The sequence below is a fragment of the Streptomyces sp. NPDC055025 genome (assembly GCF_053608565.1).
The window spans coordinates 72,117-93,599 of record NZ_JBSGVS010000023.1; the positions used below are offsets into that span (position 1 = coordinate 72,117).

10 protein-coding genes and 1 riboswitch are annotated in these 21,483 nt (G+C 72.3%); of the genes, 5 read left to right on the forward strand and 5 right to left on the reverse strand.

Features of this window, described 5'->3' with window-relative positions; genetic code table 11:
• Positions 1 to 198: 198 nt before the first annotated feature.
• Together metE and ACWGDX_RS16445 are read right to left on the reverse strand one after the other, a co-directional pair.
• Entirely contained in the window at positions 199 to 2,517 is a 2,319-nt protein-coding gene (gene metE, locus ACWGDX_RS16440; RefSeq protein WP_453626133.1) for a 5-methyltetrahydropteroyltriglutamate--homocysteine S-methyltransferase, read from the reverse strand.
• Between the two features lie 163 nt (positions 2,518 to 2,680).
• Positions 2,681 to 2,896: riboswitch (cobalamin riboswitch) on the reverse strand.
• A gap of 31 nt (positions 2,897 to 2,927) precedes the next feature.
• Entirely contained in the window at positions 2,928 to 3,164 is a 237-nt protein-coding gene (locus tag ACWGDX_RS16445; protein ID WP_453626135.1) for a hypothetical protein, read from the reverse strand.
• Positions 3,165 to 3,549: 385 nt separating this feature from the next.
• On the opposite strand from ACWGDX_RS16445, the gene ACWGDX_RS16450 reads away from it, so the two are divergent.
• The 5 genes from ACWGDX_RS16450 to ACWGDX_RS16470 all read left to right on the forward strand — a co-directional run bounded on the left by ACWGDX_RS16450 (position 3,550) and on the right by ACWGDX_RS16470 (position 17,719).
• Complete coding sequence (locus tag ACWGDX_RS16450; RefSeq protein ID WP_453626137.1) at positions 3,550 to 4,551, forward strand: aminoglycoside phosphotransferase family protein; 1,002 nt, start codon at positions 3,550 to 3,552, stop codon at positions 4,549 to 4,551.
• Positions 4,552 to 4,726: 175 nt separating this feature from the next.
• Entirely contained in the window at positions 4,727 to 5,887 is a 1,161-nt protein-coding gene (locus tag ACWGDX_RS16455; protein ID WP_453626139.1) for a winged helix DNA-binding domain-containing protein, read from the forward strand.
• A 130-nt stretch (positions 5,888 to 6,017) separates the two neighbouring features.
• A complete protein-coding gene (locus ACWGDX_RS16460; RefSeq protein ID WP_453626140.1) occupies positions 6,018 to 7,067 on the forward strand; it encodes a pyridoxal phosphate-dependent aminotransferase in 1,050 nt (349 codons plus the stop codon).
• Between the two features lie 31 nt (positions 7,068 to 7,098).
• Entirely contained in the window at positions 7,099 to 8,184 is a 1,086-nt protein-coding gene (locus ACWGDX_RS16465) for a 2-ketoarginine methyltransferase (RefSeq protein ID WP_453626142.1), read from the forward strand.
• A gap of 340 nt (positions 8,185 to 8,524) precedes the next feature.
• The gene (locus tag ACWGDX_RS16470) at positions 8,525 to 17,719 is read left to right on the forward strand and encodes an amino acid adenylation domain-containing protein (RefSeq protein ID WP_453626144.1); all 9,195 of its coding nucleotides are present in this window, start codon (positions 8,525 to 8,527) and stop codon (positions 17,717 to 17,719) included.
• A gap of 94 nt (positions 17,720 to 17,813) precedes the next feature.
• Here ACWGDX_RS16470 and ACWGDX_RS16475 read toward each other — a convergent pair whose 3' ends face one another.
• The 3 genes from ACWGDX_RS16475 to ACWGDX_RS16485 form a co-directional block, all read right to left on the reverse strand.
• Positions 17,814 to 18,377: a hypothetical protein gene (locus ACWGDX_RS16475; RefSeq protein WP_453626146.1), complete on the reverse strand. Its 564-nt coding sequence runs from the start codon at positions 18,375 to 18,377 to the stop codon at positions 17,814 to 17,816.
• Positions 18,378 to 18,475: 98 nt separating this feature from the next.
• Positions 18,476 to 20,614 (reverse strand): caspase, EACC1-associated type, encoded by a 2,139-nt coding sequence (locus ACWGDX_RS16480; protein ID WP_453626148.1) that lies wholly within the window; start codon positions 20,612 to 20,614, stop codon positions 18,476 to 18,478.
• A gap of 422 nt (positions 20,615 to 21,036) precedes the next feature.
• Positions 21,037 to 21,429 carry an SCO5389 family protein gene (locus ACWGDX_RS16485; protein ID WP_453626150.1) on the reverse strand — a complete coding sequence of 131 codons (393 nt, stop codon included), beginning with the start codon at positions 21,427 to 21,429 and terminating at the stop codon, positions 21,037 to 21,039.
• Positions 21,430 to 21,483 lie beyond the last annotated feature (54 nt).

Consider the following 21,483-nt stretch of genomic DNA (forward strand, 5'->3'; position numbering starts at 1 on the left):
TCGCGGACACGGCGGCGATCCTGGAACAGCCGAAGCGCCTGATCACCTGGGCCTGGGGGGGGGGGGGGGCGGCGGGCCCCCCGCCCGGCCCCCCAAAAACCCTCGGGGGCGGGGCGGGTACGCCCCCGCGCGTGGGCCTCCCCCGCCTCCGGGGGCATCACGAGGCGGGCAGTTCCTGATCCAGGAGGATCAGGAGGATCACGAGGCGGGCAGTTCCTCGCGGACGGTGCGGGCCGCGGTGACCAGGTTCTCCAGCGAGGCGCGGGTCTCGGGCCAGCCGCGTGTCTTCAGCCCGCAGTCGGGATTGACCCACAGCCGTTCGGCGGGAATGGCCTCCAGTCCCTTGCGGAGCAGGGCCGCCGCCTCCTCCGCGTCGGGCACGCGCGGGGAGTGGATGTCGTAGACGCCGGGGCCCGCCTCGCGCGGGTAGCCGTGTACGGCGAGTTCGCGCGCGACCTGCATATGGGAGCGGGCGGCCTCCAGACTGATGACGTCGGCGTCGAGGTCGTCGATGGCCTGGACGATGTCGCCGAACTCGGCGTAGCACATGTGCGTGTGGATCTGGGTGTCCGGGCGTACGCCACTGGTGGTGAGGCGGAACGACTCGGTGGCCCAGTCCAGGTAGGCGCCGTGGTCCGCGGCGCGCAGCGGGAGCGTCTCGCGCAGGGCGGGCTCGTCGACCTGGATGACCGAGGTACCGGCGGCTTCGAGGTCGTCGACCTCGTCGCGCAGGGCGAGGGCGACCTGGCGGGCGGTGTCGCCGAGCGGCTGGTCGTCGCGGACGAACGACCAGGCCAGCATGGTGACGGGCCCGGTGAGCATGCCCTTGACGGGGCGCCCGGTGAGCGACTGGGCGTAGGAGGTCCAGCGCACCGTCATCGGCTCGGGACGGGAGATGTCGCCGGCGAGGACCGGCGGGCGGACATAGCGGGTGCCGTAGGACTGGACCCAGCCGTGCTGGGTGGCCAGATAGCCGGTGAGCTGTTCGGCGAAGTACTGGACCATGTCGTTGCGTTCGGGCTCGCCGTGCACCAGGACGTCGATGCCCGCCTTCTCCTGGAAGGCGATGACCTCGCTGATCTCGGCCTTGATGCGCTCCTCGTATCCGGCGGTGTCGATACGTCCCGTGCGCAGGGCGGCGCGGGCCGTGCGCAGGTCGTCGGTCTGCGGGAACGAGCCGATGGTGGTCGTGGGCAGCAGCGGCAGCCTGAGATGGGCGCGCTGGGCGATCGCACGCTCCGTGTAGGGCTGGGAGCGGCGGCCGTCGGCGTCGGTGACGGCGGCGGTCCTGGCCCGTACGGCCGGGTCGCGGGTGATCGGGGAGTTCGTCCGGGAGGCGAGGTCGGCGCGGTTGGCCGCGATCTCGGCGGCGATGGCGCCGGTGCCCTGGGCCAGTCCCCTGGCCAGGGTGACGATCTCGGTGGTTTTCTGCTCGGCGAAGGCGAGCCAGCGAAGGATCTGCGGGTCGATGTCCCGTTCGGCGGCCGTGTCGAGAGGTACGTGCAGGAGGGAGCAGGAGGCGGCCACATCGACCCGGTCGGCGAGCCCGAGGAGGGTGCCGAGGGTGGACAGGGACTTCTCGTAGTCGTTGATCCAGATGTTGCGGCCGTTGACCACACCGGCGACGAGCCGCTTGCCGGGCAGTCCGCCCACCGAGGCCAGGGCGTCGAGGTTGGCCGCCGCGGCGTCGGTGAAATCGAGCGCCAGACCCTCGATCGGGGCCTTCGCCAGGACGGGCAGGGCGTCACCGAGCCGGTCGAAGTAGGAAGCGGCGAGCAGCTTCGGGCGGTCGGTGAGGCCGCCGAGATCACGGTAGGCGCGTGCGGCGGCGTTCAGCTCGGCCGGGGTGCGGTCCTGGACGAGGGCGGGCTCGTCGAGCTGGGCCCACTCCGCGCCGGCGGCGCGCAGGTCCGCGAGCACTTCGGCGTACACCGGCAGCAGCCGGTCCAGCAGGGTCAGCGGTTCGAAGTCGGCGGCCACCCCGGGGGCGGGCTTGGCGAGCAGGAGATAGGTGAGGGGGCCGACGAGCACCGGGCGGGCGGTGAGACCGAGCGCGAGGGCTTCCCTCAGCTCGGCGACCTGCTTCGCGGAGTCGGCGGTGAAGACCGTGTCCGGGCCGAGCTCGGGGACGAGGTAGTGGTAATTCGTGTCGAACCACTTGGTCATCTCCAGCGGCGCCACGTCCTGGGTGCCGCGGGCCATCGCGAAGTAGCCGTCGAGCGCGTCGGCCGAGACGGCGTCACGGTGCCGCGCCGGTACGGCACCGACCATGACGCTGGTGTCCAGGACATGGTCGTAGTACGAGAAGTCGCCGGTCGGCACCTCGTGGACGCCGGCGTCCGCCAGCTGCCGCCAGTTGGCCCGGCGCAGGCCGGCCGCCGTCTCCCGGAGGGCGTCGGCGGTGACGCGGCCCTTCCAGTACCCCTCGACGGCCTTCTTCAGTTCCCGGTTCGGGCCCTGGCGGGGGTAGCCGTACACGGTGGCCCGTGCTGCCGCGGCTGCGGACTTCGCTGTCACGGAAATCTCCTTCGCGAGATATCTCCTTGGATCCCGGAGACGGGACGCGAGCGCGAAGGGGTGACGAACCGAGCGGCACAGTTCCGCGCCGTCGCGCGCGCCTGTCCGTCTGGTATGTACGCCGACCCGCCCACGAGGTCACCGGGATGGCCGCACGCGATCGTTCGCGTACGGGCAACGGGCAGGTCTTCGGACTCGTGGGCACATCTGCCGAGACAGATTCCTACTGGCCGTCGCTTCCCGGATCCGGCCGGATCCAGTGCGTATGACGGCGGTCGTTCCCACTTACCGCTGCGGGGCAGTCCCGGATTCCCACCGGGTTCCCTCTTACGACGCGTCTGCCTGGCGGGCAGGGCGAACCAGCTGCACCAGCCAGGCTAGAGCGCGGACAACCTCCCGGTCACCTCTGTTCACATTCCGGAATGTGACATGAGACACGCGGTCGATCGGGCAGCATGTACGGCGAGAGCCACACACAGGACGCCGACCCCCAGCGGAAGCAGCGGGAAGAGCAGGATCACCGCCCACTCGACGAAGCCCTTCTCGACAACCGGGCTGGGGCCCAACAGCGTCTGCTCCACCAGCACTGTCTCGCCCGGCCTGCCGTCGTAACGCACCGATACCTCGTCCCGCGTCCCGCCATCCACGGCGCGTCCGACACACACGACATGGCTCGGCCCTCGCCCGCCCCCTTCCGAGTGGCACGACGAGATTTTTATGCGCTCCGTCTCGCCCGTCCGGCCAAGCTCCAAGACGCCGAAGGCGACCAGAAACCCCGCCCATCCGAGAAAGATCGTCGCGATGACCGCCCACGCCGCGACAGTTACGACTCGACCGTAATCCCGCACTGGCCCGCTCGACACCGTTCCAGCCTATGCGGGAGCCGTGGCTCGGGAGCCCGCACGGACGACGTCGCGGACATCCGTATCCCTCACGTCTTTTACGACGAGAGGACCAGGACCGGCTTCCGGCCACTCGGCACCCGCGGAATTCGGTTGTCAGCCGGTGGGCGGGCTGACCACTCTGGGGCGTATGAGCGACAACGGACAGCACGGAGCGGGCGCAGGACCGGAGGACGGGCCGGGGGACAGTCTGGGCGCGGGACCGGCGGACGGGCCGGGGGACGGGTCGACGGGGCTCCTTGTGCCGCCGATCGACACGGCGCTGGTACGGCGGCTGGTCGGCACGCAGTTTCCCCGATGGTCCGGGCTCCCCGTCAGACCCGTCGCGGTCGGCGGGAACGACAACCGGACCTTTCACCTCGGTGACACCATGACCGTTCGGCTTCCCAGCGGTCCCGGGTACGCGGGGCAGGTCGGCCAGGAGCAGCGGTGGATGCCGTTCCTCGCACCGCGCCTCCCGCTCCCCGTGCCCGTTCCGCTGGCGAAGGGCGCGCCCGGCGAGGGCTATCCGCTGCACTGGTCCGTCTACCCCTGGCTGGAGGGGGAGAGCGCCGATGCCGGCCGGATCGACGACCTGACCGAATTCGCCGTCACGCTGGCCGGGTTCCTGAACGCGCTGGCGCGGATCGACGCGTCCGGCGGACCGCCGCCCGCGTCGCACTCCGGTTTCCGCGGTGCTCCGCCCTCGGTCTACGACGAGGAAACCCGGCGGGCGATCGGCGCGCTGGGGGATCTGATCGACGGGGCGGCGGCCACGGCGGTGTGGGAGGCGGCTCTCGCGGCGGCCCGGGAGGACGCGCCGGTCTGGTTCCACGGCGATGTCGCGGCGGGGAACCTGCTGGTCAGGGATGGCCGGCTCGCCGCCGTCATCGACTTCGGCTGCTTCGGTGTCGGTGATCCGGCCTGCGATGTGGTGATCGCCTGGACGCTGCTGTCGGGGACGAGCCGCAAGGCGTTCCGGGCCGCGCTGCGGGCCGACCACGGCACCTGGGTCCGCGGCCGTGGCTGGGCACTGTGGAAAGCCCTGATCACCTGGGTCGAGTTCGCCGGCTCCGACCCCGCGCGGGTGGCGCAGCCGCGCCGGATCGTCGAAGACATCCTCCACGAGCACGAACACGAGAGCCGTGCCTGACCGGCCGCCCCGGTGACCGCAGAAGAGGAGTTCCGCATGTCCGCCATTCTGTCTCCCGTATAGGACACAGGCTGTCCGCCATCCCTGTGATCGTGGTCCACGCGCCGCCCCTCCAACGCCCGAACCGACCCGCGCCGGCGTCCCGTTGGCGCGCGGGGCGCTGTCCGAGGAAGACATGCCCGTCCTTGACACCCGTGCCCTCAACCGCGCGACCCTCGCCCGTCAGTATCTGCTCGACCGCGCCGACACACCGGTCCGCGACGCCGTGGCCCATCTGTGCGGGATGCAGGCACAACAGCCGCAGGAGCCGTTCATCGGTCTGTGGTCCCGGCTCCGCGCCTTCGAGCCGAACGCGCTCGACGACCTGCTGACAGGGCGGGAGGTCGTGCGCACACACCTGATGCGCCGTACCGTCCACCTCGTCACCGCCGACGACGCGCTGGCCTGGCGCGCCCGCCATGACTCCATGCTGCGCCGGCGGGTGCTGGGGACCTACCGGCGCGAACTCGCCGGCATCGACCTCGACGAGGTCGCCGCGGCAGGCAGGGCGGTGATGGCCGACCACCGGCCCCGCACCATGGCCGAACTCGTTCAGGCACTCCAGGACCGCTGGCCCACGCCACCACGCCGCGCTCTGGGCGAACTGCTCGTCGCCGCCCTGATTCCGATGGTCCAGCTCCCGCCCCGCGGACTGTGGCACACCAGGGCAGGCGTACGTAACCTGCCCCTGGCCACCTGGCTCGGACGCGACATCGATCCGCCTTCCCCCGACCCGGCCGACGTGGCCGACGCGAGCGACCCGGCCGACGAGGCCGACGGGGCCGACCCGACCGACGGGGCCGACCCGGCCGGGCAACAGCTCGTACGGCGCTATCTCGCCGTCCACGGGCCCGCAGCCACAGCGGACATCCGTGCCTGGTGCGGCCTCGCCGGACTCCCCGCCGCCGTCAGAGCCGTCCGCGAGGAGCTCGTCACCTTCCGCGACGAACGCGGCCGCGAACTCCTCGACCTGCCCGACGCGCCGCGCCCGCACCCCGACACCCCCGCGCCCGTCCGCTTCCTCCCGGCCTTCGACAATGTGATCCTCGGCTACCACGACCGCTCCCGCATCATCGACGACGCCCACCTCGGCCTGTCCGTCGCCGGCCTGCGCGCCGTCCTCGTCGACGGACGCGTCTCCGCGACCTGGACCGTGCGCGGCAGCCGACTCGCCATCACCCCGCTTCGCTCCCTCTCCACCGCGGAACAGGAAGCCGTTCACGCCGAAGGCCAAGCCCTGGCCACCTTTCTGGACGAAGACATCGATCACGTGCGCATCACGGCCGCCGACGGCTGAGAACGACCAGGTCAGGGGCGGAAATTGATCTTCGCCCCGTGGTCGGCAATTCACCCTTCTCCCTGGGGAAGTTCACCTTGAGCAGAAACTCTCCGGTGGCCGCGGAAACACCCCATGGAACGGAACGAATATGCAGAGCACTGTTCACGGGGGGACCTCCGGCCTGCGCCTCGACTGGAACGAGTGCGCCAGCGGACCCTCTCCGGCGGCGATCGCCCGCGTCGTCGCCAACGCGGCCGACCTCCACCGGTATCCGCGCGGACTGCTGGGCGAGGTGACCGAGGCCGTCGCCCGGGAGAACGGGGTGGAGGCGGAGTCCGTACTCCTGACGAACGGTGTGGACGAGGCAGTCGACCTCGCGCTGTCCCTGGTCGACACCGCGTATTTCGTCTCGCCCGGCTTCGACGCCTACCTCGACCGGGCCCTGGTGCTCGGCCGTACGGCTCGGGCGATCCCGCTGGACGAGCACTGGGAACCCGCTGTCGCGCCCGCCGAACTCGCGCGCGGGGGCGCGTTGTTCCTCGCCCAGCCGCACAACCCGACCGGCCATCTGTTCCGTTCCGAGTGGGTCGACGCGGTGGTCGCCGGCGCGGAGCTGGCCTTCCTCGACACGACGTACGCCGACTTCGCCGCTCCGGACGTACGGAGTGCGCTGACCGACCCGTACCCCCTCGGCACCCACCCGGGGCTGCTGCTGTTCCGCAGCTTCTCCAAGAGCCACGGCCTGGCCGGTGTGCGGCTCGGCGCGCTGATCGGTGTGCCCGAGCTCATCTCCCGGCTGCGCCCCCGGCAGCGCTTCCACTCCGTCAACTCCATCGCCCTGCACGCCCTGGCCGGTTCCCTCGAAGACCCCGCGCACCGGCTGCGGCTGTGTGCCCAGGTGCTCGCCGACCGCCCTCGGTATGTAGAGGCGCTGGGTTCGCATCCGGTGTTCGCCGAGGCGCGCGACACGCACACCAATTTCGTCGTCGCCCGCTGCCGGGACGGACTGTCCTCGGCCGATGTCGTCCGCGGGCTGGGCGACCGGGACGTATGGGTCAAGGACTGCGGGCCGCTCGGCCTGCCCGGATGGCTGCGTATCTCCGTCGGGACCCATGACGACCTCGATCGGCTCATCCACGAGCTGAGCGCGATCGATTCCGCGCACACACCCCCGCGCACCGCGCCCCAGCGCGTCTGACCTCGCCACCAGCAAGTTGGAGAAACGTTTCATGAACGACGCCACCGCCGTACCGACCGACTTCGAGCACCGGCTCGTCGAGGCGATCCAGCCGATCCGTCACCTCGCGCTCGCCCACGCGCTCCACACCATGATGGACAGCGGGGTGTACGCAGCCCTCACCGCGGAACCCGGCCTCACCTCCGCCGACCTCGCCGAACGGCACGGATTCGATGCCGAGCGGTTCGCCGGCTTCTGTCTCTATCTCGCCAACGAGGGCTACCTCGCCCGGCGGACCGGAGGGGCGGACGAAGGCTGGCATCTCACCGGCAAGGCGGCGGCCCTCGCGCCGTTCCAGCCCTGGTACACACTTCTGGTGGGCGGGTACGCGCAGACGTTCGGCCAGCTCGGCGACGTACTGAAGAAGGGCGCTCCGTTCGCGAGCCGTGACGGCGCCAAGGTGGGCGCCGGATCGTGCGGGATGAGCATGTTCGACGCGCTGCCGCTGGCCGACCGGCTGCTGGACACGCTGCCCGGCGAGGGCCTCACCGTGGTCGACCTCGGCTGCGGGGACGCGGCCTTCCTGACCGAGCTGGTCCGCCGCCGTCCCGGTCTGCGCGGGGTGGGCGTCGAGCCCGACGAGGTGGGCAGCAGGCTGGCGGCCGAGCGCGTCGAGGCCGAGGGGCTGTCCGACCGGATCACCATCCACCGGGGCCGGGCGGCCGACGCCGCGGCCTTCGAACTGCCCACCGACGGCACCCTCTGCTTCCTGACCGCCTTCGTCCTCCAGGAGATGCTGGAGCAGGAGAGCGAGTCGGCGGTCGAGGAACTGCTGCGCAAGACCATGGAGAACCACCCGGGCGCCCACTGGCTGGTCATCGAGGTGGACCATCAGCTGGACGATCCGGGCACCATGGCCCACGCGCTCGGGCTCTCGTACTACAACCCGTACTTCCTGCTGCATGTCATCACCGAACAGCGGCTGGAGAAGCGCGCGTTCTGGGACGAGCTCTTCGACCGGGCGCGGCTGGACGTCGTCGACTTCGCGCACCCGGACGTACGCGTCGATTCCACCGCGCTCGAACTGGGTTACCTGCTGGTCGGCAGGGACACCGACACCGACGCCGACGCCGGCTGACGGCTGAGCCCTGCCCGCCGGCCTCTGCCGTGACGGCCGGCCCTCGCCATGACGGCCGGCCGCCGACCGTTGACGGCCGACCGCTGACCGCTCACCACGGCACCGACCGCTCACCACGGCGTCGGCCGTCCACCACTCCACCGGCCGTCCACCACTCCACCGTGCTCCCGCCGCGCGGCGCCCCGTCCCGTCCCGAAGCGCCACGCGGCCGCGCCCGGCGCTGTGCCGTCCGGCGCAGGCCACCCCGCGCAGGCCACCCCGCGCCGTCCCCTCCCGCCCTGTCCCACCCCGCGTTTCGAGCCCCGCCCCGCCCGTCATGTACCGAAGGCAAGGAACCACCGTGCTCGTCCCACCGACCCCCACTCCGCCTTCTCCCCCCGGACCCGACGGCCCGCCGGCCGCCCTCGACGTGCTGGCGGCCATCGCCCGGCACGCGCACGGCCGTCCCGACGGCATAGCGGTCACCGACGGTACGGACGAGATCTCGTACGGGCGGCTGTACGCACTGGTCGATCGCTACTCCGAGGAGCTGCGGCGGTCGGGCGTCCGGCCGGGCGACAACGTCGGTCTGTGCGCCCGGCGCGGACCGGCCGCCGTGGTGGCCATGCTCGGTCTGCTGCGGGCCGGCGCCGCGTTCGTACCGCTCGATCCGGCCGATCCGGCCGAGCGGCTGCGGTCGATCGCCGAGCGTGGCGGGGTCCGCGTGGCCGTCTCCCCCAAGCGCTGGGCGGCGGACTTCGAGCGGGCCGGGCTGCGTGTGCTGCCACCCGTACCGCCGCTGGTACCCCCGGTCGTACCAGCGCCTGTGCCGCCGCTCGTACCCCCGGTCGTGCCGCCGCCCGCGCTCCTGGACACGGACCTGGGCACGGACCTGGCGCGGCCGGAGGACGATGGCGGGCCGGCGGTCGCGGCGGACCCCGGTCCGGACGATCTCGCGTACATCATCCATACCTCCGGAAGCACCGGACAGCCCAAGGGCGTCGCCATCCCCCGACGGGCGCTGGACCACTTCAGCCGGGAGATCGCCGCCGGGTACGGTCTGGCGCCCGGCGACCGGGTGCTCCAGTTCTCGTCGATCTCCTTCGACGGCAGCGTCGAGGAGATCTTCCCGCCGCTGTACGCGGGCGCCACCGTCGTCGTACGGGGCGAGGGGATGCTCGCGTCCCCCGGCGCGTTCCTCGACCGGTGCGGTGAACTGGGCCTCACCGTCCTGCACATACCGACCGCGTACTGGCACGAGGTCGTGGACGCCATGGTCCACGACGGTCTGCGGCTGCCGGGCTCGGCCCGTATCGTCAGCGTCGGCGGTGAGGAGATCCGGCAGGACCGCGTCGCCGACTGGCGCCGGCTGCACGCAGGGTCCCCGGTACGCCTCGTCAACGTCTACGGTCCGACCGAGACCACCGTCGTCGCGACCTGGGACGATCTGGCGGGACCGCTCGCCGGGGTCCGCCCCGTGGACGCGCCGGCGACGATCGGCCGCCCGCTGCCGGGCGTACGGATACGGATCGTCGGAAGCGAGGGTCCCGTCGCCCCGGGCGGGGAGGGTGAGCTGCACATCGGCGGCCCCACCGTCGGCGTCGGGTATGTGAATCTGCCCGAGCTGACCGCCGAGCGGTTCGGCACCGGCCCGGACGGCGTCCGTTATTACCACACCGGCGACCGGGTCCGGCAGCTGCCCGACGGCAGCCTCGTCTATCTGGGCCGGATGGACCGGCAGATCAAGGTGCGCGGGTTCCGGGTCGAGCCCACCGAGGTCGAGCAGGTGCTCCTCGCGGATCCCCGGGTCCGCGACGCCGTCGTCCGGTACGACGCCCGACGGGCCACTCTCGTCGGCTATCTGCTGCCCGCCGGAGAATCCTCGGCGGCCCCGTCCGCGCTGACGGATCTGGACCTGGCCGAGCTGACCGCGCGACTGTCGGACCGGCTGCCCGCGTACGCGGTCCCGTCCCGGCTCGTGCCGGTCGAGGCGTTCCCCCTCAACTCCCGTGGGAAGGTGGACGCCGAGGCGCTCGCCGCGCTGGCCCTCAGCTCCGCCGACCGCCCTACCGGCCGCCCCACCGGCGGCCCCACCGGCACTGCCTCCGGCCCCGGGGCGCCGGACCCCCTGACCGGCACCGAGGGGACGCTCGCGGATCTGATCGCCGACGTACTGGGCGTGGAGTCCGTCGGCGCGGCCGACTCCGTGTTCCTGCTCGGTGCGAACTCGCTGACCGCGATCCGTATCGTCACCAGGATCGAGCGCGCGTTCCGCGTCCGGTTCACCCTCGCGGATCTGTACGCGAACCCCACGGTGGCGGCACTGTCCGCCCTTCTGGCCGAGGCCGAGCCGAACACCGCCCCGGACCAGGGCGAGTCCGCGTCCGAAACCGGCACCGGCACCGGCACCGGGGCTGGGGCTGGGGCTGGGGTTCGCACCGGGCCCGAGGCCGACACCGGGGCCGACGACCGGCTGCCGCTCACACCGTTCCAGCAGGACGCCTGGCTCGCCGAACAACTGCACCCCGGCACGCCCATGCACACCCTCGGGCTGCGCTACCGCGTCACCGGCCCCGTGGACCCCGACGCCCTCACCGCCGCACTGCGGCGACTGGCCGAACGGCACGAGGCGCTGCGCGCGGTCTTCGGCCAGTCGGACGACGGGCCGCTGATGGCGTTCGGCGGACGGACGCCGGACATCGAGGTCTCCGCCCACGACCTGAGGGAACTCCCCGCCGGGCAACGCGAGATCCGGCGCGGCGAACTCGCCGACGCCCGCGGCCGTACGGTCCTGGACCTCGCCACCGGCCCGCTGCTGGCCGCCACTTCGCTGCGGCTGGACGACGATGTCTGGGAACTCGTCGTCGCCGTACACCACTTGGTCTTCGACGGCTGGTCCGCCTCCGTTCTCGCCGACGACCTCGCGCACCTCCTCGACGGCGCCCCGCCCACCCCCGCCGACCGCTTCTCCCCGCATCTGCGCCGGGCCCTGCGGTCCGCCTCGGACCCCGCCCGGCGGGCCGCCCTGCTGAGCCACTGGACCAACCGGCTCGACGGTGTCGACACGGATGTGGAGGTACCGGCCGACCGGCCGCGTCCCGCCGTACGGTCCTTCACCGGCGCCAAGATCGAACACCGGCTGGACCCGGCACTGCTGACCCGCGTCGACGAAGCGGCGCGCGCGTCCGGCACCACGACGCACACCTTCGTCCTCGCCGCGCTGCAGACCCTCGTCGCCCGGCTGACGGGGCGCACCGACATCACGGTGCTCGCCCCGGTCGCGCACCGCGACGCCCCGGACAGCGAGCGCGGTGTGGGTGCCTTCATCAACATCCTTCCGCTGCGCACCGATCTCTCCGGTGACCCCGACTTCCGGACGGCGCTGCGCCGCGCGACGGAAACGGTCGTGGACGCGCTCAGCCACCCGGACCAGTCGCTGTCCGAGCTGGTCCGCGCCTTGCCGGTGACGCCCCGCGCCGACCGCGGACCACTCACCCAGGTGATGCTGATCGTCGTCAACACACCCGCCTCGGTGGCCCGGCACGGCGCGGTGACCGTGGAACACCTCGGCGACACCTTCCCCGGAACCACGAAGCTCGACCTCACCCTCACCCTGGACTTCCCGGCCGCCGGGCCGGTGCTGTCCGTGGAATACGCCACCGAACTGTTCGACCGCGCCACCGCACAGCGGCTGCTCGAAAACCTGCTGACGCTGCTGGGGAGCGCGCTCGACGAGCCCACCGCCGCGATCAGCCGCCTTACGCTGCTGTCGCCGGAGCGGCGCCGGGAGGTGCTGGCCGCGGGCCAGACGTCGACGGCTCCGGCGGGCGAACAGGCGACGGCCCCGGTGGACGGGCGGCAGAGCGCTTCGGGCGCGCCTGAGCAGGGCGGCGTACACACCTTGTTCGAGGAACACGCCCGCCGCACTCCGGACGCCCCCGCCGTCACCCAGGGCGGCCTGCACTGGAGCTACGCCCGGTTGGACCAGGAGGCCGACCGGCTCGCCCACGCGCTGCGCGCCGCCGGGGTCACCAACGGCGACCGGGTCGGTATCCATCTGCCGCAGGGTCCGGCGGTGTACGCGGCGGTGCTCGCGGTCTGGAAGGCGGGCGCGGCTTACGTCCCGCTCGATCCCCGCTACCCGGCCGAGCGGCTGCGGCACATGTTCACGGACAGCGGTGCGTGCGTGCTGCTCACCGACGGGCCCGGCGACCCGACGGGGTTCGTCGCACCGGACGGTGTCCCGGTCATCCTCACCACCGGAGCCGGACCCGGAGCCGCGGTCGGACCCGGACCCGGAGCCGGAGTTGAGGCCGCCGCCCTGGACACGGACGCCGCAGGAACACCGGCCGCCCCGCCCCGACACCCGATCACGGCCGCCGACCCGGCGTACGTCCTCTACACCTCCGGCACCACCGGCCTGCCCAAGGGTGTCGTGGTCTCGCACGGCAACCTCCACCACGCCGTCGCCATGTGGCGGGAGGCGTACGGGCTGACTCCCGGCCTGTCCCATCTCCAGGCCGCCAACTCCTCGTTCGACGTCTTCGTCGGCGAGACCCTGCGGGCCCTCGGCACCGGTGGCCGGATCGTCGTCTGCCCGCACGAGACCCTGCTCGACCCGGACGCGCTCTACGGCCTGCTGCGCGACGAGCGGGTCAATGTCGCCGAGCTGGTACCGACCGTGCTGCGCGGCCTCCTCGACCACGCCGAGACCCGGCCGGGAGCCGGACAGGGAGCGGGCCCATCGGCGCCGGCCCCGCAGCCGCAGCCGCTGCCCGAGCTGCGGCTGCTCGCCGGCGGCGCCGAGAAGTGGTACGTCCACGAGTACCGTCGCGCCCTGGCCCTGGTCGGCCCCGGCGGACGGGTCGTCAACTCGTACGGTGTCACCGAGGCCACCGTCGACAACGCCTACTTCGAGGGTGACGTCAGCGGTGAACCGGCGCAGGCACCCCTGCCGATCGGCCGCCCGTACCCGGGCAACCGGCTGTACGTCCTCGACACGCACGGCCGCCCGCTGCCCTTCGGCGTCCCGGGCGAACTGTGGATCGGCGGCCCGGGTGTGGCCACCGGCTACCACGCCCGGCCCGACCTCACCGAGGAGCGCTTCCGCCCCGACCCGTTCGCCCCGGAGCCCGGCGGCCGGATGTACCGGACCGGCGACGGCGCGCGGCTGCGTGCCGACGGGGTGATGGTGTTCCTCGGCCGTCTGGACGACCAGGTCAAGATCAACGGTCATCGCATCGAACTCGACGAGGTGGAGGCGGCGCTGGCCGCCCAGCCCGGCGTGCGTGCCGCGGCGGTCGCGGTCCGTCCCGACACCCGGGGCGTCTCCCGGCTCGTGGGGTACGCCGTCCCGGCCGACCCGGCGCTGCCGCCGACCGCGGAAGCGCTGCGCCGGGGGGTGCAGGAGATCCTTCCGCACTACGCGATACCCGCCAGGACGGTGATCCTGCCCGCGCTGCCCCTCGGCGCGAACGGCAAGGTGGACCGCAAGGCGCTGCCGCAGCCTCCCGAGGAACTGGAGAGCGGCGCCAGGACCGAGCCGCGAACCGGCACCGAGAAGGAACTCGCCGCCCTCTGGGGCGAGGTGCTGGGCCGCGAGCGGATCGCGCTGAACGACGGGTTCTTCGATCTCGGCGGCGACTCCTTCGCCGCCCTGCGGCTGGTACGCCTCGTCGAGCAGCGGTGCGGTGTCCGGGTCGCGCTGCTGGACCTGTACCGCAACGCGACGGTCGAGCGGCTCGCCGAGCACATCGCTCTGCGCACCGGCGCCGCGAACCCCGTGGACCCCGCGAACCCCGTGGACCCCGCGAACCCCGTGGACCCGGCGCGGGCCGGGACGGCCGGCTCCGCCGGTGCGGGATCACTGCTCCACCGGCTCACCCCGGACCGCGAACGCCCCGCCGCGGCCACCCTCGTCTGCATCCCGTACTCGGGCGGCCACGCGCTCGCCTTCGAGCCGGTCGCCAGGGCGCTGCCGGACGACTGGTCGCTGTACGCGCTCCAGAGTCCGGGCCGCGACTGGAGCCGTCCGGACGAGGAGGCGCTGCCGTTCGACGAACTGATCGACCGCTGTCTGGACGAGATGCGTGAACTGCCGGGCCCGGTCTACCTGTACGGGCACTGCCACGGCTCGGCGATCACCCTCGAACTGGGTATGCGGGCCGAGGCGGCGGGCCTGCCGCTGGCGGGTGTGGCGATCGGCGCGATGTTCCCGATGGCCCGGCTGCCCGGACGGTTCTTCGACTGGGTCTACCGGCACTTCCCGGTCGACCGGCTGGTGTCGGACCGCGCCATCCTGGAGGAGATCCGCGCGCTGGGCGGCGGGATGTCGGAATTCGACGACCCGGCGGAGTACGCCTTCGCGATGCGCTCGGTACGTCATGACGAGCGCGGTTCCGAGCACTACTACGCCCGCACGCTCAGCCGGGGACGGGGCCAGGCGCTGAAGGCCCCGCTGCTGAGCGTGGTCGGCTCCAAGGACCGCGTCACCGAGCTGTACACCGAGCGCTTCCGCGAGTGGGAGCACTACGCGGACGATGTCGAACTGGCGGTGATCCCGAAGGCGGGTCACGGCTTCCTCAAGCACCAGGCGGTGGAACTGGCGGAGGAGGTGGCGGCCTGGGCCGGGCGCCGAGCCGCACCGGATGCCTCCCCGCAGGACCCCGGCGCACGGACAGGGGCCCCCGCGACGGAGGAGACCGAGGAGACAGCCCGGACCGAGCAGACGGTACAGACCGAGCGGGCGGCGCGGGCGGGCCGGAGCGCGCGGACCTCACGGGCGGCGCCGCTTCCGGCCGCCCGTCCGCGGCCGTCCGGACCCGAGCCGAGTCTGGGCCGGTTCTCGGCCGTCGCGGCGGGGCAGTTCGTGTCGACCGTCGGCAGCGCGCTGAGCCAGCTCGTCATGAGCCTGTGGGTGTACCAGCGGACCGGCCAGGTGACCGCCTTCGCGTTCGTCGCCGCCGTCTCACTGCTGCCCGGCCTGCTGGTCGGACCGCTCGCCGGTGTGGTGGCCGACCGCTACGACCGCAGGAAGGTGATGCTCTTCAGCGACCTGGCCGCCGGACTCGCCGTGCTGGGCATGATCGGGCTGCTCACCGGAGACCGCGTGAGCATGCCCTACGTGTATCTGCTCTGCGGGCTGACCTCCGTCACCAGCGCCTTCCAGCGGCCCGCCTATCTGGCGGCCGTGGCCCAGCTCGTACCGAAACCGTTCCTCGGACACGCGGGCGGCATCACCCAGCTCGGTACGGGAGCGGGCGCGCTGTTTGCCCCGATGCTCGGCGCGGGTCTGCTGAGCGTCGTCTCGCTGCCGGTGATCCTTCTGATCGATCTGGCCACCTTCGGCGTGGCCGTGGCCACACTGCTCCTGGTCCGCTTCCCCGACCGGCTGTTCCGCCGCCGTGAGGAGGCCGTCCGCTCGGAGATGCTGAACGGCTGGCGCTACATCACCCGGCGGCCCGGACTGAAGTCGGTCCTCTGGTACTTCGTCGTCGACCACTCCCTGTACGCCGTCGGGTTCGCGCTGATCACCCCGCTGGTGCTGATCGAGTACGACACCGCCACCCTCGGTGTGGTGCTCAGCGGCGGTGGCCTCGGCGCGCTGCTCGGCTCCCTCGCCATGAGCGTGTGGGGCGGTACCCGCCGCCGTACCGACGGCATGCTCCTCTTCATGGGCGCCAACAACCTCGGGCTGCTGGTGATCGGGCTGGCCGGCCGGCCGTGGCTGCTGGTCGCGGGCATGTTCGGCATGGCCTTCACCGAGTCGCTCATCAACGGCCACTGGATCGCGCTGCTCCAGCGGAAGGTCGGCCTGGAGCTCCAGGGCCGGGTCCTGGCCATCTTCATCACGGTCGTCACGGCCACCATGCCGCTCGGCTATCTGGTCGTCGGGCCGCTGGCCGACCATGTCTTCCGTCCGATGCTCATGCCGGACGGCGCGCTGGCCGGCTCCTTCGGAACCGTGCTGGGTACGGGCCCCGGCCGCGGCCTCGCCCTGGTCATCGTCGTCAGCGGCCTGCTGCTCACGCTCTGGACCGTCCGGGCGTGGTTCAACCGCAAGCTGCGCTTCGTCGAGGACGCCCTGCCGGACGCGGTCCCGGACCCGGAGATCGAGGACCGCGACACCGAGCAGCGGCGCGCGGACGAGAGACTGCTGCCGGCGCTCGACGGCCTCCGGCCGACGGGACCGCCCGCCGCCACTGCTCCCGCCACCAAGACGGGCACCGCGACGGGCACCACCGCGACGGCGGAGGACGAGTGGCTCGACACCTGGCGCACGGTGTACGACACCTCGTACGCCGGCTCCTGGGACGCGATGGGGGAGGACTTCACCGGCTGGGACAGCAGCTACGACGGATCGGCCATCCCCGTCGCGGAGATGCGCGAATGGCGGGACGCGACCGTCGACCGCGTCCTGGAGACCCGCCCGCGCCGGGTCCTGGAGATCGGTGTCGGCAGTGGGGTGTTCCTGGCGCGTATCGCCCCGCACTGCGAGAAGTACGTGGGCACCGACCTGTCGCCGGTCGCCGTCGAGACACTCGACCGGCAGCTCGAAGCCCATCCCGCGCTCCGGCAGCGGGTGGAGCTGCGAGCCCAGCCCGCCCACGTGACCACCGGACTGCCCGACGGCTACTTCGACACCGTGGTGATCAACTCGGTGGTCCAGTACTTCCCGAGCGGCGACTATCTGACCGGTGTGCTGACGGGCGTGCTGCCCCTGCTGGCCGCCGGCGGCCGGGTCTTCATCGGCGATGTCCGCAACCTGCGGCTCCAGGAGTGCTTCACCAGCGCGGTGCAGCGGCGGCGGGCACCGGCCGGAACCGACGCGGCGACGCGGCGCGCCCTGGTCGACCGGGCGATGGAGACGGAGAACGAACTGCTGCTGGATCCGGCGTACTTCACGGCCTTCGCCGAGCGGTCGGGCGGGGTGGTCGCCGTCGACGTACGCACGAAGCGGGGCGCGGCCCACAACGAGCTGAACCGCTACCGCTACGACGTGCTCCTGGCCACGCCCCCGGCCGATACCGTCCCGATGGCCTCCGTGCCGACGCTCGCCTGGGGTACCGAGGTGACGAGCCTGGACGACCTCGCGACCCGTCTCGCGCGGACCCTCCCGGTCCGTGTCACGGGAGTGCCCAACGCCCGTCTGCGCGAAGACCTCGCCACGCTGGACGAACTGTCCGGTGCCGATGCCGGTGCCGATGCCGGTGCGGGTGTGGGTGCCGGTGCGGGTGCGGGTGCGGGTGCGGGCACCGTGCGTGCTCCCGGGACCAGGCCACCGGCCCCGGACCCGGAGGAGTTCCACCGGCTGGGCGACCGCCTCGGCCACTGGACGGCGATCACCTGGTCGCCGACCGACGACGACTGCCTGGACGTGGTGTTCGCACCGCGCGCCGATGTCGAGGGCCGGTGCGTCACGGACGTCTTCGCCCCGTCGCCGTCGCAGTCGCCGTCACCGACGCAGTCGCTCACGCGGTCGGCGGAGAAGGACCGGGCCGGGCGCCCGCTCACCAACGTCCCCGGCGGCACACCGGTTCCGGCGGGAGCCCGGTAGGGACGGCCTGCCCCGGCACCAGGCCCCGCATCCACCGCATCGGCGGCGGGGCCTGCCGGGGCGGAAGTCCGTGGCCGGTGCGGAAGCCCGGGTCTCAGCCGGGGTAGAAGTCCGGGTCCAGGAAGTTGAAGTCCGCCTCCCGGTCCAGACCCGGGTCGTCCCAGCCCAGGGCGAAGGACGGGCAGGTGCCGGTGCCGCCGTTCCACCACGCCGTGACCGTGATCGTGGCGGGGGTGCCGTGGACCGGCAGCTCGGTGGGGACCTCGTACTTCCGGAGCCAGCGCAGCCGGCCCTGCCCGATCCGCTCGCCGTCGGCGGTGATCTCCCAGTGGACGGTCCGGTCGGCGCAGTCCGGCGGCACCGAGACATCGAAGTGGCCCAGCAGACGGGTGATCTCACCGTCGCCGAAGACCTGTTCCACCGTGAAGGAGCTGCTGAGACGTTTTCGTACGTCCCATAGGTAATGATCCACCGTACGGGCGGCGGTCTTCGCCCCCACGGTCCTGGACTCGGCGAGGGGTGACGCGCCGCCGGAGTGCTCCAGCGGCAGGGGGTGGGTGCTGCACGACCCCAGATTGATGGCGAGGAAGACCGCACAGGCGAGCAGGCCCAGAGCGCCCAGTCCCCAGAACTCTCCCCGCTTGCTTCCGTGTTCCACCCGTGCTCCCACTCGCGTTCCCGCTCGCCGTTCCTCGCCGGTCGCCGACCGTCCTGTCCTCGACCGTCCTGCCCTCGCCCGTGCTGTCCTCGACCGGCTCAGAAGCCGAGGAAGGTGAAGTCCCTGGTCAGCCGAGGGATGTTCCAGACCAGGCCGAAGTCACCGCAGGAGCCGGTGCCGCCGTCCCAACGGGCGGTGAGCGTGACGGTCTCGGGGGTGCGCGGCAGGTCGTAGTCGACGGGCACGAGGTGTTCCCGCTTCCCGGTCAGTGAGCCGTGTCCCGTACGCGCGCCGTCGACGGCGATCTCCCAGTCGACGGTCCTGTCCTCGCACCCGGCGCGCAGCGAGACGGTGAGGTCGCCGCGCAGGGTGTCGGCCGCGCCGTCGCCGTCGGGCCGGAAGGTGCTCTCGACGCGCTCCGTCACATCCCAGAAATGGCGCGGTCCTGACACCTCGGAGTAGTGCGGCTTCTCCACCGAGGCGGGCTTTCTGCCGCTGTCGAACCTCAACGGCACGTCCCAGGTACTGACCTCGCAGGAGGCCACGGTGTAGAGCAGGCTGATGAGGACGCCGAACAGGCAGCCGCCCCGGACCGGTCTCGGGGCGGATGTGGTGCTTCCTTCCCCGGGGGCGGAAGGCCGCCCGGGGGCCTGCGGCGGATGTTCCCGCGTCCGTGTCCCGGTGCCCGCCGTCGCGTGCGCGCCGGTGACCCGGGGAACGGCGCCGACGAGAGACTCCGGGTCCCCGGTCCGGGGCGGGGCGTCCGGGGAGAGGAGTCGGCCCACCTGCCCCTGGAGCACCTTCACCTCGGTCTCCAGCCGCTGGACCAGGTCCGTCTGCCGCGTCAGTTCGCCCTCGATCCGGCGGGTGTAGTCGCGGGCGTGATCGAGCTGGTGCCGTCGCGCGTCGGCCAGCGCGACCGCTTCGTCCCGCTCGCTCTCCGCGCGCCGCATACGGAGGTGGGCGTCGGCCAGTTCACGGCCGAGCCCGGCCAGTCTCTCCTCGACCAGGGCCAGTTCACGGCCGGCGCTCCGCTCCTGGTCATGAAGCCGGTCGAGCGCCATGGCGAGTGCGGCCTGGAGCCGTTCGACCTCCTCCTGCCAGTACAGCAGCCGCGTCGAGTCGTCCGGCGCGGCCTTCTGCGCCTCACGCCGCAGGCCGTGGATACGGTCGAGTTCCGCCGCGGACGGTACGGCACCATGGGCGTCCGGCATCTCGGCGAGCCGTGCCAGGAACTCCCTCGGGGCGACGCGCTCTCCCCGGAGATACCGCTGAACGGTGCTGATGGTGACCGAGGCCCGGGTGGCGAGCGGTTCAAGGTCGGCTCCGCGACCGGCGGGGGCTCCTGGACCGGCGTCAACTCCTGGACCGACGTCAACTCCTGGACCGACGTCAGCTCCTCGATCGGCGTCAGCTCCTCGCCCGGTGGCGGACCGGAACAGCTCCCGAAGCGCCGAGGCGTAGGCGGCGGCCTCGGGCCCCGGGGTGGGGGACCAGTGATTGCGGGTGAGAGCGATGCTGTGGCCGCCGTTGCGGGCGCGCTGCTGGGGCACCGGGCGGCTCTTCGCGACCAGTTCCCGCCGCACATGCAGGAAGAGCGTCCTCATGTCGAGGATTTCCGGGCCGTCGGGCACCCCCTCGGTGGCCGCCTTCAGCAACTCGCCGGTGAACGCGGTGTGGTGCTCGCCCGCCGGGGAGAGGGCGGGCTTCGTCTCGCCCGACGCCGCCATGACATAGGTGCCTTCCACACTGCTGCGGTCGGCGAGATCGGCGAGATCGGCGAGGTGGTCCGGCCGGCCCATATAGCCGCGCATGGAGGCGGCGGCGTAGCAGCAGTCCAGGATGACGACACGGCTCAGCGCCCCGCATTCATGGACCAGTTGCTCGCGGATGTCGTTGTAGTTCACCGCGTGGTAGAGACGACCGGGGTGCGAGTCCGGCAGTGCCAGATGGAGATTCATGTCCCGCGCCCGCAGTCCGTGTCCCGCGAAGTACACGAGGAACGCGCCCTTCGCCTGAGCCGCGGCGGTGTGGACCGCGTCGAGGACCTCGCCGGGAGTCCGCGGGTTGGACAGTACGACGCAGTGTTCGTCCGGCAGGCCCCATGAGCCGGGACCGGTGAGCAGTCTGGCGAGACCGGCGATGTTGTTGGCCACCGCGGGCAGTTGGTCCAGGACCGTGTACTCGTCGACACCGATGAGCACGGCGCGGGAGGCGACGGGGTCGGGCAGTGTCATCAGGCGGTCTTCCGGCCGCTTGCCGAGGACCTTCGCTGTCCGTCCGCGTTCCCCGCCCGCGCCGGGCCCGCGGTGATGATCGGGATGGGCATGGCCTCCCCCTGTCGTTCCATGGGCGCCTCAGCCTAGGCAGACCGCCTTGCCGCGACAGGAAGTTCGGAGCCTTTCACTCCGGAGGGTGGGCACTGCCGGTATGCGTACAGGTGTCGGAGGAGATACGCCCGCTCGCCAGGTGGCACCGTCGTACCGGGAACTGCGACACTGAAGGAGACCGGGCCCCGGGGCGCAGCCGGGGCCCGCTCCTCGCTCAGGTGGTCCTCGCTCGGGTGGTCCTCGCTCGGGTGGTCCTCGCTCGGGTGGACGTTGCCCGGACGGTCCTTGCCCAGGCCACCCGTCGCCCGCCACCCGCCACCCGCGCGGGCTCAGCAGTCGCGGAACTCCGGTGACTGGTTGAGGAGCTGCGAGCGCAGCGAGGTGAACCGGGTGTGCGTACTGCCGCCGACCGCCTCGGGCCGGAAGACGGCGACCCGGTGGCAGTTCATGAAGGCCAGGCCCACACCGAAGTGCCGCTCCAGACTGCCGCGGATGGCGTCGCTGGACAGCGCCCGCAGAAGCTGGCCGCGGTCCTTCTCCGAGGGCGGCGGGGTGTGGTTGTCGGCGAACTCGCCCGTGCCGGCCCGCAGTTCTTCGACGAGCCCGGCGATCAGGTCGTACGCGTACGGAAGGGACGTACGCACGGTGGTCACGAAGTCGTCTTCGCGGACTTCGCCCCGCTCGGCGTCGGCGAGCAGTTCGGGGGAGACATCGAGTGACATGAGGAGAGGTCCTCTCGCTAGGTGTTCATGGGGGTACGGGCGTGGCCGGAGTGC

Excerpts from the sequence above, each read along its gene's own strand:
- ACWGDX_RS16450 (WP_453626137.1), top strand. The coding sequence starts at position 3,550 with ATGAGCGACAACGGACAGCACGGAGCGGGCGCAGGACCGGAGGACGGG.
- ACWGDX_RS16455 (WP_453626139.1), top strand. The coding sequence starts at position 4,727 with ATGCCCGTCCTTGACACCCGTGCCCTCAACCGCGCGACCCTCGCCCGT.
- ACWGDX_RS16460 (WP_453626140.1), top strand. The coding sequence starts at position 6,018 with ATGCAGAGCACTGTTCACGGGGGGACCTCCGGCCTGCGCCTCGACTGG.
- ACWGDX_RS16465 (WP_453626142.1), top strand. The coding sequence starts at position 7,099 with ATGAACGACGCCACCGCCGTACCGACCGACTTCGAGCACCGGCTCGTC.
- ACWGDX_RS16480 (WP_453626148.1), bottom strand. The coding sequence starts at position 20,614 with ATGACACTGCCCGACCCCGTCGCCTCCCGCGCCGTGCTCATCGGTGTC.
- ACWGDX_RS16485 (WP_453626150.1), bottom strand. The coding sequence starts at position 21,429 with ATGTCACTCGATGTCTCCCCCGAACTGCTCGCCGACGCCGAGCGGGGC.